The organism is Xanthobacter flavus (genome assembly GCF_017875275.1).
Lineage (GTDB): Bacteria > Pseudomonadota > Alphaproteobacteria > Rhizobiales > Xanthobacteraceae > Xanthobacter > Xanthobacter flavus_A.
The window spans coordinates 2,114,230-2,127,185 of record NZ_JAGGML010000001.1 but is presented as its reverse complement, the minus strand read 5'-3'; the positions used below and the strand labels follow the sequence as shown (position 1 = coordinate 2,127,185).

General features: G+C 69.3%; 13 protein-coding genes. 6 read left to right on the top strand and 7 right to left on the bottom strand.

Annotated elements, in window-relative coordinates; translation table 11 throughout:
- Positions 1-4 precede the first annotated feature (4 nt).
- The 5 genes from J2126_RS10235 (at position 5) to J2126_RS10215 (ending at position 4,330) form a co-directional block, all read left to right on the top strand.
- On the top strand, positions 5-304 hold the full coding sequence (locus tag J2126_RS10235; RefSeq protein WP_209486436.1) for a HypC/HybG/HupF family hydrogenase formation chaperone: 300 nt from the start codon (positions 5-7) through the stop codon (positions 302-304).
- A gap of 10 nt (positions 305-314) precedes the next feature.
- The gene (gene hypD, locus J2126_RS10230; protein WP_209486434.1) at positions 315-1,439 is read left to right on the top strand and encodes a hydrogenase formation protein HypD; all 1,125 of its coding nucleotides are present in this window, start codon (positions 315-317) and stop codon (positions 1,437-1,439) included.
- 53 nt (positions 1,440-1,492) lie between these two features.
- Positions 1,493-2,518, top strand: a complete 1,026-nt coding sequence (gene hypE, locus J2126_RS10225; protein ID WP_209490027.1) for a hydrogenase expression/formation protein HypE — start codon at positions 1,493-1,495, stop codon at positions 2,516-2,518.
- A gap of 37 nt (positions 2,519-2,555) precedes the next feature.
- Positions 2,556-3,155, top strand: coding sequence for a HupE/UreJ family protein (locus J2126_RS10220; RefSeq protein WP_209486432.1), 600 nt, complete (start codon positions 2,556-2,558; stop codon positions 3,153-3,155).
- A gap of 194 nt (positions 3,156-3,349) precedes the next feature.
- The gene (locus tag J2126_RS10215; protein ID WP_348634275.1) at positions 3,350-4,330 is read left to right on the top strand and encodes a phosphotransferase enzyme family protein; all 981 of its coding nucleotides are present in this window, start codon (positions 3,350-3,352) and stop codon (positions 4,328-4,330) included.
- Positions 4,331-4,364: 34 nt separating this feature from the next.
- On the opposite strand, the gene ilvD is transcribed toward J2126_RS10215, so the two are convergent.
- On the bottom strand, positions 4,365-6,218 hold the full coding sequence (gene ilvD, locus J2126_RS10210; protein ID WP_209486424.1) for a dihydroxy-acid dehydratase: 1,854 nt from the start codon (positions 6,216-6,218) through the stop codon (positions 4,365-4,367).
- Between the two features lie 422 nt (positions 6,219-6,640).
- Between ilvD and J2126_RS10205 the strand changes: the two genes are divergently transcribed.
- Entirely contained in the window at positions 6,641-8,053 is a 1,413-nt protein-coding gene (locus J2126_RS10205; RefSeq protein ID WP_209486422.1) for a pyridoxal phosphate-dependent decarboxylase family protein, read from the top strand.
- Here J2126_RS10205 and J2126_RS10200 read toward each other — a convergent pair.
- The 6 genes from J2126_RS10200 to coaBC form a co-directional block, all read right to left on the bottom strand.
- Complete coding sequence (locus J2126_RS10200; protein WP_209486420.1) at positions 8,042-8,614, bottom strand: DUF6456 domain-containing protein; 573 nt, start codon at positions 8,612-8,614, stop codon at positions 8,042-8,044. The genes J2126_RS10205 and J2126_RS10200 overlap by 12 nt on opposite strands.
- A gap of 1 nt (position 8,615) precedes the next feature.
- Positions 8,616-8,996 carry a helix-turn-helix domain-containing protein gene (locus J2126_RS10195; protein ID WP_209486418.1) on the bottom strand — a complete coding sequence of 127 codons (381 nt, stop codon included), beginning with the start codon at positions 8,994-8,996 and terminating at the stop codon, positions 8,616-8,618.
- A 498-nt stretch (positions 8,997-9,494) separates the two neighbouring features.
- Complete coding sequence (gene cysK / locus J2126_RS10190) at positions 9,495-10,478, bottom strand: cysteine synthase A (protein WP_209486416.1); 984 nt, start codon at positions 10,476-10,478, stop codon at positions 9,495-9,497.
- 195 nt (positions 10,479-10,673) lie between these two features.
- Positions 10,674-11,114, bottom strand: a complete 441-nt coding sequence (locus tag J2126_RS10185) for an RrF2 family transcriptional regulator (protein ID WP_209486414.1) — start codon at positions 11,112-11,114, stop codon at positions 10,674-10,676.
- Positions 11,115-11,187: 73 nt separating this feature from the next.
- Positions 11,188-11,652, bottom strand: a complete 465-nt coding sequence (dut, locus tag J2126_RS10180) for a dUTP diphosphatase (protein WP_209486412.1) — start codon at positions 11,650-11,652, stop codon at positions 11,188-11,190.
- Positions 11,649-12,866, bottom strand: coding sequence for a bifunctional phosphopantothenoylcysteine decarboxylase/phosphopantothenate--cysteine ligase CoaBC (coaBC, locus tag J2126_RS10175; RefSeq protein ID WP_209486410.1), 1,218 nt, complete (start codon positions 12,864-12,866; stop codon positions 11,649-11,651). The genes dut and coaBC overlap by 4 nt, the downstream gene beginning before the upstream one ends.
- Positions 12,867-12,956: the final 90 nt, after the last annotated feature.

The window sequence follows — 12,956 nt, the reverse complement described above, 5'->3', positions numbered from 1 at the left end:
AGCCATGTGCCTCGGCATTCCCGGACAGATCGTCGCCGTCGCGGACGCGGAGGCCATGTTGTGCGTGGTGGATGTGTCCGGCGTCCGGCGCACCGTGGACGTGGTGTGCGTGGCCGAGCCCGGCGCGCCGCTGGAGGACCTCGTGGGCGCCTGGGTGCTGGTGCATGTGGGCTTCGCCATGAGCCGCATCGACGAGGAGGAAGCCGCCGCCACCCTCAAGGTGCTCACCGAGATCGGCGAGGCGGCGGCCGAGATGGAAGCCCTCACCCAAGGCAGCGTCGAGCTGCTCTCCACCCCGCGCTGAGGAGGCGGACATGCGCTTTGTCGATGAATTCCGCGACCCCGCCCTCGCGAGCGCGCTGGTGAAGGAGATCGGCGCCATCGCCGCCCGCCTGGAGCGGGGGCGGGACCGGCCCTTCGCCATCATGGAGGTGTGCGGCGGGCACACCCACGCCATCTTCCGCTATGGCCTCGAAGGCCTGCTGCCGGACCTCGTGGAATTCGTCCACGGCCCCGGCTGCCCGGTGTGCGTGCTGCCCATGGGGCGGGTGGATGATTGCGTCGCCATCGCCGAGCGGCCCGAGGTGATCTTCACCACCTTCGGCGACGCCATGCGCGTGCCCGGCTCGAAGAAGAGCCTGCTTCAGGCCAAGGCGGACGGCGCCGACGTGCGCATGGTCTATTCGCCGCTGGATGCGCTCACGCTGGCGAAGCGCAATCCGGGGCGGGAGGTGGTGTTCTTCGGCCTCGGCTTCGAGACCACCATGCCCTCCACGGCGCTGACCGTGCAGCGCGCCCTGCGCGAAGGGGTGACGAACTTCTCCCTGTTCTGCAACCACATCACCATCATCCCGACGCTGCGCGCCCTTCTGGAGCAGCCCGACCTCGGCATCGACGGCTTCATCGGGCCGGGGCATGTCTCCATGGTCATCGGCACGGCACCCTATCGCTTCATCGCGGAAGAGTTCGGCCGGCCGCTGGTGGTGTCGGGCTTCGAGCCCATCGACCTGCTGCAATCCCTGCTCATGGTGCTGCGGCAGATCGAGGCGGGGGATGCGCGGATCGAAAACCAGTATGCCCGCGTGGTGCCGGAGCATGGCAATCCGGCGGCGCTCCGGGCTGTGCAGGAAGTGTATGAGCCGCGGGAGACGTTCGAATGGCGTGGCCTCGGCTCCATCGCCGGCTCGGGCGTGCGGCTGACGGCGCCCTATGCGGCCTTCGATGCGGAAAAGCGCTTCTCCGTGCCGGACGTGAAGGTGGCCGATCCCGCCCAGTGCCGCTGCGGCGAGGTGCTCACCGGCGCCGCAAAGCCCTGGGCCTGCCCGGAGTTCGGCAAGGGCTGCACGCCGGAGACGCCGCTCGGCGCGCTGATGGTGTCGTCCGAAGGTTCTTGCGCGGCTTACTATCAATATGGCGGTATACGGGGAGAGGCCGCATGAACATCTCGACCGCCATTCCCGTCGCACCCCCCGCCGCCGCGCGCCGGCGGCCGATGACGCAGAAGATCGTGACGCTCGCCCATGGCGGCGGTGGCAGCGCCATGCGCGATCTCATCGACGACGTGTTCCTCTCCGCCTTCTCGGGCGCGGGCCGCGCCGCGCCGGAGGATCAGGCCCGCTTCGACCTCGCCGCCCTGATGGCACGGGGCGACCGGCTGGCCTTCACCACCGACGGCTTCGTGGTGGATCCTTTGTTCTTCCCCGGCGGCGACATCGGCAAGCTCGCGGTGTGCGGCACGGTGAACGATCTCGCGGTGGGCGGGGCGACGCCGGTGGCGCTCTCCTGCGCCATCATCATCGAGGAGGGGCTGGAGGTGGATACGCTGCGCCGCGTGGTCCATTCCATGGCCGAGACGGCGCACGCGGCGGGCGTGGACATCGCCACCGGCGACACCAAGGTCGTGGCGCGCGGGGCCTGCGACAAGCTCTTCATCACCACCACCGGCATCGGCGTCATCCGCGCCGGCCTCGACGTGGGCGTGACCAAGGCGCGGCCCGGCGACCGGGTGATCGTCAACGGCCTCCTCGGCGACCACGGCGCCGCCATCCTCAACGCGCGCGGCGACCTCGCCCTCGACACCGCCATCGCCAGCGACTGCGCGCCATTGAACGGCCTGATCGACACGCTGATCGCCGCCGCCCCCGGCCTGCGCATGATGCGCGACGCCACGCGGGGCGGCATCGCGGCGGTGGTGAACGAGCTGGCCGAGGCGAGCCGGGTCGGCGTCCGCCTCGACGAACTGAGCCTGCCCATGCGGCCGGAGGTGATGGGCTTCTGCGAGATCCTGGGCCTTGATCCGCTCTATCTCGCCAACGAGGGCAAGATCCTCGCCGTGGTCCCCGCCGGGGAGACCGAGGCCGCGCTCGCCGCGCTGCGCGCCCATCCGCTCGGGCGCGAGGCGGCGGTGATCGGCGAGGTCACGGCCGAGCGGCCCGGACGGGTGGTCATGAGAACGCGCTTCGGGGGCGAGCGCATCGTCGACATGCTGGTCGGCGATCAACTGCCCCGCATCTGCTGACCCTTTTTGCGAACCTTCAAACACCGGGGAGACCTTCATGCACCGCACGATCCGCACGGCAGCCGCCGCCGCCGCCCTCACGCTCCTGCCGCAGCTCGCCTTCGCCCATACGGGCGCGGGGGCCGTGCACGGCTTCAGCCACGGCTTCGCCCATCCCCTCGGCGGCCTCGATCACCTGCTCGCCATGGTCACGGTGGGCATCTTCGCCTGGCAGCTGGGCGGACGCGCCGTGTGGGCGGTGCCGGCCACCTTCGTCGGCCTGATGGCTGTGGGCGGCGCGCTCGGCGTCTCGGGCATCGACGTGCCGTTCGTGGAGCTGGGAATCGCCCTGTCGGTGATCGTGCTCGGCGGCGTAGTGGCGTTCGGCCTCAAGGCGCCGCTGGCGGCGGCCATGGCCATGGTCGGTTTCTTCGCCATCTTCCACGGCCATGCCCACGGCGCGGAAATGCCGGCGGATGCCTCGGGCCTCGCCTATGGCCTCGGCTTCATGGTCGCCACCTCTGGCCTGCACCTCGCCGGCATCGGCCTCGGCATGGCCATCGGCCGTTTCGGCGAGCTGCATGGCGAGAAGTTCGTGCGCGGCGCGGGCGCGGCGGTGGCGGTGGCCGGCGTCGGCATCCTCGCCGGGCTCGTCTGAGCGCAAAGCCCGCGCGGCGCCTGAGCGAAGGCAACGCAGAAAAAGCCCGCGCGGCGCCTGAGCGAAGGCAACGCAGAAAAAGCCCGCGCGGCGCCTGAGCGAAACCAATCGGCGCCGGTCGCAGGCCGGCGCCGATGGTACGGGCCTCATCCCATGCTATAGCGCCCGTCCGACACGCGTGAGGGGCCGGACGGGTGCTGTACGACGAAGCGTATCTCGCGCGGACCGAACAGATGGTCCGCGCCCATCTGCCGGACTGGGGCCTGCCGCCGGATGCGGCGCTCCAGCTCCTCTCCATCTCCGAGAACGCCACCTTCCGCGCCATCGACGGCGCGCACGACATGGTGGTCCGCGTCTATCGCCCCGGCTATCACGCGGCGGCGGAAATCCGCTCGGAGCTGGCCTGGATCGAAGCGCTGCGCGCCGACGCCGTGGTGCCGACCCCCGCCATCATTCCCACACGCGACGGCCGCCTCCTCAATGAGGTGAGCGCGGACGGCGCCCCGCGCCGTCTGGCCGCCTTCGCCTTCGTCCCGGGCATCGAGCCGCAGGAGGGCGCGGACCTGCCCCACTGGTTCGCCCGCCTCGGCGGCTTCCATGCGCGCCTCCACGCCCATGCGAAGGGCTGGCGGCGGCCGGAGGGCTTCACCCGCAAGGTGTGGGATTTTGACAGCATGCTGGGCGAGCGTCCCCTCTGGGGCGATTTCCGCGCGGCGCTGGGGCTCGATGCCCCCGGCCGCGCCCTGCTGGAGCGCACCGCGCTCGCCCTGAAGGACCGCCTCGCGCCGCTGAGGGCGCCGGAGAGCTTCGGCCTCATCCACGCCGACCTGCGCCTCGCCAATCTCCTGGCGGACGGGGACAGCCTGACGTTGATCGATTTCGACGATTGCGGCGTGTCGTGGTTTCTCTACGACTTCGCCTCCGCCGTCTCCTTCATGGAGCATTCGCCGCTGGTGCCGGCGCTGAAGGAAGCGTGGGCGGAGGGCTACCGCGCCCGCGCGCCTTTGCCGGCGGATGCCGATGCGCAGCTCGACGTATTTGTGATGCTGCGCCGGATGCTGCTCACCGCCTGGGTCGCCTCCCACGCCGAGACGCCCACCGCGCAGGCCATGGGCCCGGCCTATACGGCCGGGACGCTGGCTTTGGCCGAGGATTTCCTCACCCGGCGGGGATGACGCGGCCGCTTCAGCCGCGCCGCCCGACAGACGCTCAGCGCCGCAGCGCCTTCACGTCGCGCACCGCGCCGCGCGCGGCGGAGGTGGTCAGCGCGGCATAGGCCTGCAGCGCCTGCGAGACGACGCGCTTGCGGTTTTCCGGCTTCCAGGCGGCATCGCCCTTGGCTTCCATCACCGCGCGGCGCTCGGCCAGCACTTCGTCCGACACCGCCACGCGGATGATGCGGTTCGGGATGTCGATCTCGATGGTGTCGCCCTCTTCCACGAGGCCGATGGCGCCGCCTTCCGCCGCTTCCGGCGAGCAATGGCCGATAGACAGGCCCGAGGAGCCGCCCGAGAAGCGCCCGTCGGTGACCAGCGCGCACGCCTTCCCGAGGCCCTTCGACTTCAGATAGGAGGTCGGATACAGCATCTCCTGCATGCCCGGCCCGCCGCGCGGCCCCTCATAGCGGATCAGCACCACGTCGCCCGGCTGGATGCGCCCGGTGGAGAGGATGGCCTCCACCGCCGCGTCCTGGCTCTCGAAGATGCGGGCCTTGCCGGTGAACGTCAGGATGGAGGCGTCCACGCCCGCCGTCTTCACGATGCAGCCGTCGAGCGCGATGTTGCCGTAGAGCACGGCGAGGCCGCCGTCCTTGGAATAAGCGTGCTCCACATTGCGGATGACGCCCGCCTCGCGGTCGAGGTCGAGATCCTCCCAGCGGCGGGACTGGCTGAACGCCACCTGCGTCGGCACACCGCCGGGGGCGGCGCGGAAGAAGGTGGCGACGCTCTCGCTCTTGGTGCGGACCACGTCCCAGCGCTCCAGCGCGTCGGCCATGGTCGGCGCGTGCACGGTGGGCAGATCGGTGTGGATGAGGCCGCCGCGATCCAGCTCGCCGAGGATGGCCATGATGCCGCCGGCGCGGTGCACGTCCTCCATGTGGATGTTGGCGACGGCGGGCGCGACCTTGCACAGCACCGGGACGCGCCGGGAGAGGCGGTCGATGTCGGCCATGGTGAAGGGCACCTCGCCCTCGTTGGCGGCGGCGAGCAGGTGCAGCACCGTGTTGGTGGAGCCGCCCATGGAGATGTCCAGCGTCATGGCGTTCTCGAACGCCTTGAACGAGGCGACCGCGCGCGGCAGCACGCTGGCGTCGTCCTGCTCATAATAGCGGCGGGCGAGGTCCACGATGAGGTGGCCGGCCTCCACGAACAGCCGCTCGCGGTCGGCATGGGTGGCGAGCACCGAGCCGTTGCCCGGCAGCGCGAGGCCCAGCGCCTCGGTGAGGCAGTTCATGGAATTGGCGGTGAACATGCCGGAGCACGAGCCGCAGGTGGGGCAGGCGGACCGCTCCATCACCGTCACGTCGGCGTCCGACACCTTGTCGTCGGCGGCGGCGATCATGGCGTCGATGAGGTCCACCTTCTTCTCGCCGGTGGAGAGCAGCACCTTGCCGGCCTCCATGGGGCCGCCCGAGACGAACACGGCCGGGATGTTGAGGCGCATGGCGGCCATCAGCATGCCGGGGGTGATCTTGTCGCAATTGGAGATGCAGACCATGGCATCCGCGCAGTGCGCGTTGACCATGTATTCCACGCTGTCGGCGATGATCTCGCGGGAGGGGAGCGAATAGAGCATCCCGTCGTGGCCCATGGCGATGCCGTCATCCACCGCGATGGTGTTGAATTCCTTGGCGACGCCGCCCGCCTTCTCGATCTCGCGGGCCACCAGCTGGCCGAGGTCCTTCAGGTGCACATGGCCGGGCACGAACTGGGTAAAGGAATTCACCACCGCGATGATCGGCTTGCCGAAATCGCCGTCCTTCATGCCGGTGGCGCGCCACAGGCCGCGGGCGCCGGCCATGTTGCGACCGTGGGTGGACGTACGGGAGCGGTATTGGGGCATATCCTCGCGGGCCTCGTTCTTGCGGCGCGCCGGTTTCCTCAGCGCGTCTCGTGGTCGTATCGGGCTCCGCGTCGGCGGGCTGTGGCCACCTGCGTCCGGAGCTTTCGCGCCGTCTTAGAGTGGCGGAGCCTCCGGGGAAAGCCCTTTCCCTAGAGCGCGATCCGATCAAGTTGGAACAACTTGATCGGCAAATCGCCCTCTACATTTTAGAAAGAGAACGCGTGATCCGATCTGATTGCGAGGCAATCAGATCGGCGCGTGCTCTTGAGACACTAGCATGGAGAAGGCCCCGCGCCGGACACGAAGGCGGGAGGGCGGGCAGGCGGGAGACCTGCCCCGCTCAAGCCGGTGCGGCCGACCTGCGCGTTTGCCACGCCGGCGAAGTCGGCTATGTCCCCCTCCGATAGTGACGAGGACGGGACATGGACGGGGACACCTTCCGCCATTGGGCGCACGAGGCGGCGACCTTCGCGGCGGACTATCGCGAGACGCTGAGGGACCAGCCCGTCCGTGCCCGCACGAAGCCGGGCGAGATCGCGGCCCAGCTGCCCCCGAGCCCGCCGGAAGAGGCGGAGCCCATGGATGCGCTGTTTGAGGATTTCCGTCGCATCATCGTGCCCGGCATGACCCACTGGCAGCACCCGCGCTTCTTCGCCTATTTCCCCGCCAACGCCAGCCCCGCCAGCGTGATCGCGGAGATGCTCTCCTCCGCCATGGGCGCGCAATGCCTGCTGTGGCAGACGTCCCCGGCCGCGACCGAGCTTGAGGGCGTGGCGCTGGACTGGCTGCGTCAGGCGGTGGGCCTGCCCGATGATTTCACCGGGGTGATCCAGGATTCGGCTTCCTCCGCGACCCTCTGCGCCTTCCTCACCATGCGCGAGCGGGCGCTCGGCTTCACCGGCAACGCCACCGGCCTGTCCGGGCGGGAGCGGCTGCGGGTCTATGCTTCGGCGGAAGTTCATACCTCCATCGACCGGGCGGCGTGGGTGTCCGGCATCGGCGCCGAGAACCTCATCCGGATACCGACGAAGGGGGCGCTGAGAGGGATGGACCCGGCCGCTCTGGAGGCCGCCATCGCCGCCGACCTCGCCGCCGGGCACCGGCCGGCCGGACTCGTTCTCTGCATCGGTGGAACCGGCACCGGCGCCATCGATTCCCCACCCGAACTCATTCGAATCGCGCATCGGCATGGCCTGTTCGTGCATGCCGATGCGGCTTGGGCGGGCACGGCGATGATCTGCCCCGAGTTCCGCGATCTGTGGGCGGGGGTGGAGGCGGCGGACAGCATCGTGCTCAATCCGCACAAATGGCTGGGCGTGCAGTTCGACTGCTCCGCCCATTACCTCCGCAATGTGGACGATCACCTGCGCACCCTGTCCATCCAGCCGGAGTATCTGAAGACCCACGGCCACGACGACATCACCAATTACAGCGAATGGACGGTGCAGCTCGGCCGCCGCTTCCGTGCGCTGAAGCTCTGGTTTGTCCTGCGTGCCCATGGACTTAACGGGCTCAGGGAGATGATGCGCAACCACGTGCGCTGGGCGCAGGCTTTGGCGGCAAGGCTCGCGGTGGAGCCGGGCTTCTCATTGGCCAGCACACCGGTGCTCTCCCTCTTCACCTTCCGCCACGACCCCGGCGACGGGCGCGACCTCGACGCCCACATGCTGGCGATGCTCACTGCCATCAACGACGGCGGCGCCCTCTATCTCACCCCCACCCGCATCGATGGGCACCTCGTCATCCGCTTCCAGGCGGGGGCGATGGAGACGACGGAAGGCGACGTGGACGCCGCCTTCCAGATCATCCGGGATACGGCCAAGTCATTGTCCTGATGAGGTTTTCGCCTCTTCCGCCTGCCAGGCCCGCATGGGCGTTCGGTCGCGGCCGGTGGCGGTAGTGGTAATTCCGTAATGTCCAGCGAGGCGATCTAGGGCGAGGCAGAGCACCACCTTCGCGGTGCGCGCCGGCCACCCCCGCTCCCGTTCCACCGTCTCCAACCCCTTGAGAAAACAGCAAACGTCCAGCAGGACACCGGACAATTCCGGGCCCACCGCGGTGAGCGCCCGGGACACCCGGAGCTTCGCCGCCAGCACCATGTCGGTGAAGGCTTCCGGCGTCCCGGCCCCCGAGACCTCGCTCCAGCGGCTGGTGACGCGGGGGGTCAGATTGGCCCGGGTGAAATCCGCCCTCAGCCGTTCTCCCGCCTGCAATTGCGCCGCGTCCACCATGGCGCGACCGTCCTTGCCCTGCCGCCGGGCGAGCCAGGCGAGCGGGCTTTCCGCCGGGTTGAAGCCGGGCGACGGCGCTTTGGACTGCGCCGCGCCCTTCCGCTGTCGTCGGCAGGAAGTATCTGATTTCAAAGGGCGTTCTTTGGCGATGCCGGACGCTGCCATGTCACGCCTCCGCCGCCCAGCGCAGGCATGCTTCAAGCCGGCCGACCTTGTGGTCGAACGGCGCGGCGTCCCGCAATTCCTCGATGCGCCGGCAGGCATGGGCGACGGTGGACCGGTCCCGCCCGAACGCCGCCGCCACCGACGCCTGCGGAAGCCCCAGCCCCACATGGGCGAGATACATGGCGAGCTGCCGCGCCAGCGCCACCGGAGCCGTCGACCGGCTATGCGAGAGCAAAGCCTCCACGCTCACACCCGCATCGGCGGCCGCCACGGCCACGGCGATCTGGCAGCAAGGCTTAGAGCGACGCGGACGGTACCCTTGTGAGGGGCTGACGGAGCCGGAGGGCGGGCGGGAAACCGAGGGGGCAGGCAGGGGGCTCATCGGAAACGCTCATTGTAGGGAAAAAATTCCTACATCAATCATCTGCCCTTTCAAGAGGAGGCGGATAGAGCATGCAACCCCTGTTTGCAGATGGCAATCATTAAACTATTTAATATCAGAAAGTTATATGTATCCGCGGTCAGGCTCAAGAATTCTCAGTTTAGGAATTTATCCTCCTGTCCTCGCCACAGCTCCAGCATCCGGCATACGCAATGGAGGGGGCGGTATGGCCGGAGTGCGGGGGACAGGCAGGCGGACGCACGCCTTCGCGGCCGAGGCGGCCGAGATGCAGGTCGGGCGGCTGATGCGGGGGCTGGAGGTATTCTGCGAGGGGCCGGAGGGCATTGCCCGGGCGTTGCGCCAAGTGCGAAAGGCGGCGCGGGCCGGCGGCGCCGGCTATGATCCGGCCCGCCACGCCGCCTTGCTGCGGCTCCAGCGGCAGGCCCGGACCGGCAGCGAGCCCCGCGCCCCGGCCGGTGCCGGGACGCGGGAAAAGGATCAGAGACCTTCGAACAGCGCGGTCGAGAGATAGCGCTCCGCGAAGGACGGGATGATGGCCACGATGGTCTTGCCGGCCATGTCGTCCCGCACCGCCAGCTCCAGCGCGGCCGCCACGGCGGCACCGGACGAGATGCCGCCGGGAATGCCTTCATAACGGGCGAGGGCGCGGGCGGTGTCGAAGGCTGTCTGGTTGCCCACGGTCACCACCTCGTCGATCACCGAGCGATCGAGCACTTCCGGCACGAAGCCGGCGCCGATGCCCTGGATCTTGTGGGGGCCGGGAGGGCCGCCGGAGAGCACCGGGGAATCCTCCGGCTCCACCGCGATCATCTTCAGCGAGGCCTTGCGCGGCTTCAGCACCTGGCCGATGCCGGTGATGGTGCCGCCAGTGCCGACGCCGGCGACAACAGCGTCCACCTTGCCGTTGGTGTCGTTCCAGATCTCCTCCGCCGTGGTGCGGCGGTGCACGTCGGGGTTCGCCTTGTTCTTGAACTGCTGGGGCATCACCGCCTTGGGCATCTCGGAGATGATCTGCTCGGCCCGGGCCACGGCGCCCTTCATACCGAGATTGGCGGGGGTCAGCACCAGCTCGGCGCCGAGCAGGGTCAGCATCTTGCGCCGCTCGATGGACATGCTCTCCGGCATGACCAGGATGAGCCGGTAGCCGCGCGCCGCCGCGACGAAGGCGAGCGCGATGCCGGTGTTGCCGGAGGTCGGCTCCACCAGCACGGTGTCGGCGTCGAGCACGCCGGCCTCTTCCATCGCGTCGATCATGGCGACGCCGATGCGGTCCTTGACGCTGCTGATGGGATTGAAGAATTCGAGCTTGGCGAGAATGTCCGCCTTGGCCCCGCGCAGCTCCGGAAGCCGCTTGAGCCGCACCAGCGGCGTGCTGCCAATGGTCTCGGTGATGGAATCATAGACCCGCCCCCGGCCCACGAGGGGGGCGGAGGACACGATCTTGGCGGCAGGTTGTGCCATGGGCGATCTCCTTTTTGTTTCGTCGTGTCTGCCATGGGCGGGCCGCAGGGTCCGGACCCGCAGGGGCAGTTTCGGGCATCTTGGTCGGGGATGTGTCCTCCCCGAGGGGCACTCTTCGATCGCGGAACTAGACCCCTTTTCCGCAGGAAGGTCGATGTCGGAGAGGTCCCGCAATCGCCGATCCGGGCCGGGAGCCTAGATGGCGAAGTCGATCCTTTCGTGCTCGGAGCCGTGGCCCTTGTCGTCGGCGGCGCGGCACAGGTCCTCGAGCGTCACGCCGTCGAGCGCGGTGTCGAAGGTGTCTTCCGCCGCAGCCACGGCCGGCTGGACCACGTCCGTCACCAGCGGTGGCAGGATGATTTCCTTTTCCTCCTCGGCGCCTTCCACCACCCGGACGATCTCGGCCACGGAGACCCGGCGGCGTTCCCGCGCCAGCTCATAGCCGCCGCGCGGGCCACGCACGCCCTTGAGGACGCCGGCATGGACGAGGGCCTGCAGCACCGGCTCCAGCCGGCGAGGGGGAAGTCCGTGGCGGGCGGCCAGCGCCTTGGCGGCCACCGGCGCGCCCCGGGCATGCACGGCCACATCCACCACGGCGGCGATCGCGAGAAGGCTCTTGTCGGAAAGGCGCGGCATCGGAGGAACGGCTTCCTTTAAAGGGAGCGTCTCGAAAGGTGAAACTGCTCCCGGCCGTCCACCGACGGCTAAATCACGGGGAACCGAGGCCTGTGGATCCAAAACCACCGGAACCGCGTGCAGTTTGGCTCAATTCTCCGGATTCTTCCAGCATTATTTGAACGACGGGGGCCACGACCATCTGCGCAATCCGCATGCCCCGGCTGATCTCGACGCTTGCGCGGCCATGGTTCACGAGCAGCACGGCGATCTCGCCACGGTAATCGCAATCCACGGTTCCGGGCGAATTCAACACCGTCACGCCGTGGTTCCTGGCCAGCCCCGAGCGCGGCCGCACCTGCGCCTCGAAGCCCTCCGGCAGGGCGATGGCGAAGCCGGTGGGGATGGCGGCGCAATCGCCGGGCGCGAGGCTGAGGGGCGCGTCGGCCGGCAGGGCGCAGGTAAGATCCATGCCGGCGGCGCCGGGGGTCGCATAGGCGGGCAGGGGCAGCCCTGCGGCGTGGGGCAGGCGCTGGATCTTCACAGGGGGTGTTGTCACGAACGGGTTCCCGAGAGTTCTGCGGCGATGCGGGCGACGAGTTGGCGGGCGACCTCGGCCTTGGTGGCGGAGGGCCAGTCCTCGACGCCGGCCGCGGTGACGAGATGAACGGTGTTGCTGTCCCCGCCCATGATGCCCGTGGTCGGGGTCACGTCGTTGGCGACGATCCAGTCGCACCCCTTGCGCAGGCGCTTGTCGCGCGCATGGGCCACCACCTCCTCGGTTTCGGCGGCGAACCCGACGACCAGGCGCGGGCGCAGGGTGTGATGGCGGGCGACCGAGGCGAGGATGTCGGGGTTCTCCACCAGCGTCAGCGTGGGGGCGCCACCGCCGTCCTTCTTGATCTTCTGTTCCGAGGCGTCCGCCACCCGCCAGTCAGCGACGGCCGCGGCGAACACGGCGGCGTCCACGGGCAGGTTCTCCTCCACCGCGGCCATCATGTCGCGGGCGCTCTCCACATGGATCACCCGCACGCCCTCGGGGTCGGGGACCTCCGCCGGACCGGAGACGAGGACGACATCGGCGCCAGCGGCGCGGGCCGCGGCGGCGATGGCGTGGCCCTGCTTGCCGGAGGAGCGGTTGGCGATATAGCGCACCGGATCGATGGGCTCGTGGGTCGGGCCTGAGGTGATGAGGACGCGGCGCCCGGCGAGCAGCGGGGACGGGCCTTCGCCGAAATGTGCCTTGATGGCCGCGACGATCTCCATCGGCTCGGCCATGCGACCCTCGCCGAACTCGCCGCGCTCGGCCATGGCACCCGCATTGGGGCCGACCACCGAAATGCCGTCCGCCCTCAGGCGGGCGACATTCCGGCAGGTGGCTGGATGCGCCCACATGCGCGGATTCATGGCGGGAACGACCAGCACCGGCTTGTCGGTGGCCAGCAGGCAGGTGGTGGCGAGGTCGTCGGCGAGGCCGTGGGCCATGCGGGCGAGAAGGTCTGCCGTCGCCGGTGCGACGACGAGGAGGTCGGCCTCCCGCGACAGGCGGATGTGGCCGATGTCATGCTCGGCCGTGAGATCGAAAAGGTCGGTGAACACCCGCTCGCCGGTGATGGCGCCGACCGACAGCGGCGTGACGAATCGCCCGGCGGCCTCGGTCATGATGGCGCGAACCAGCGCGCCGCGCTCTTTCAGCCGGCGGGCCAGATCGAGGCACTTGTAGGCGGCGATCCCTCCCCCGATGAGGAGGAGGATGCGCTTGTCCTTCAGCATCTGCGGCTCCCTGTGCGGTGCCTTTGCGGCGCCCCTTGCTTGGCTTCCCTGGCGTCTCCTGCCGCAGTACAGCACGCGACGGCCGCCATG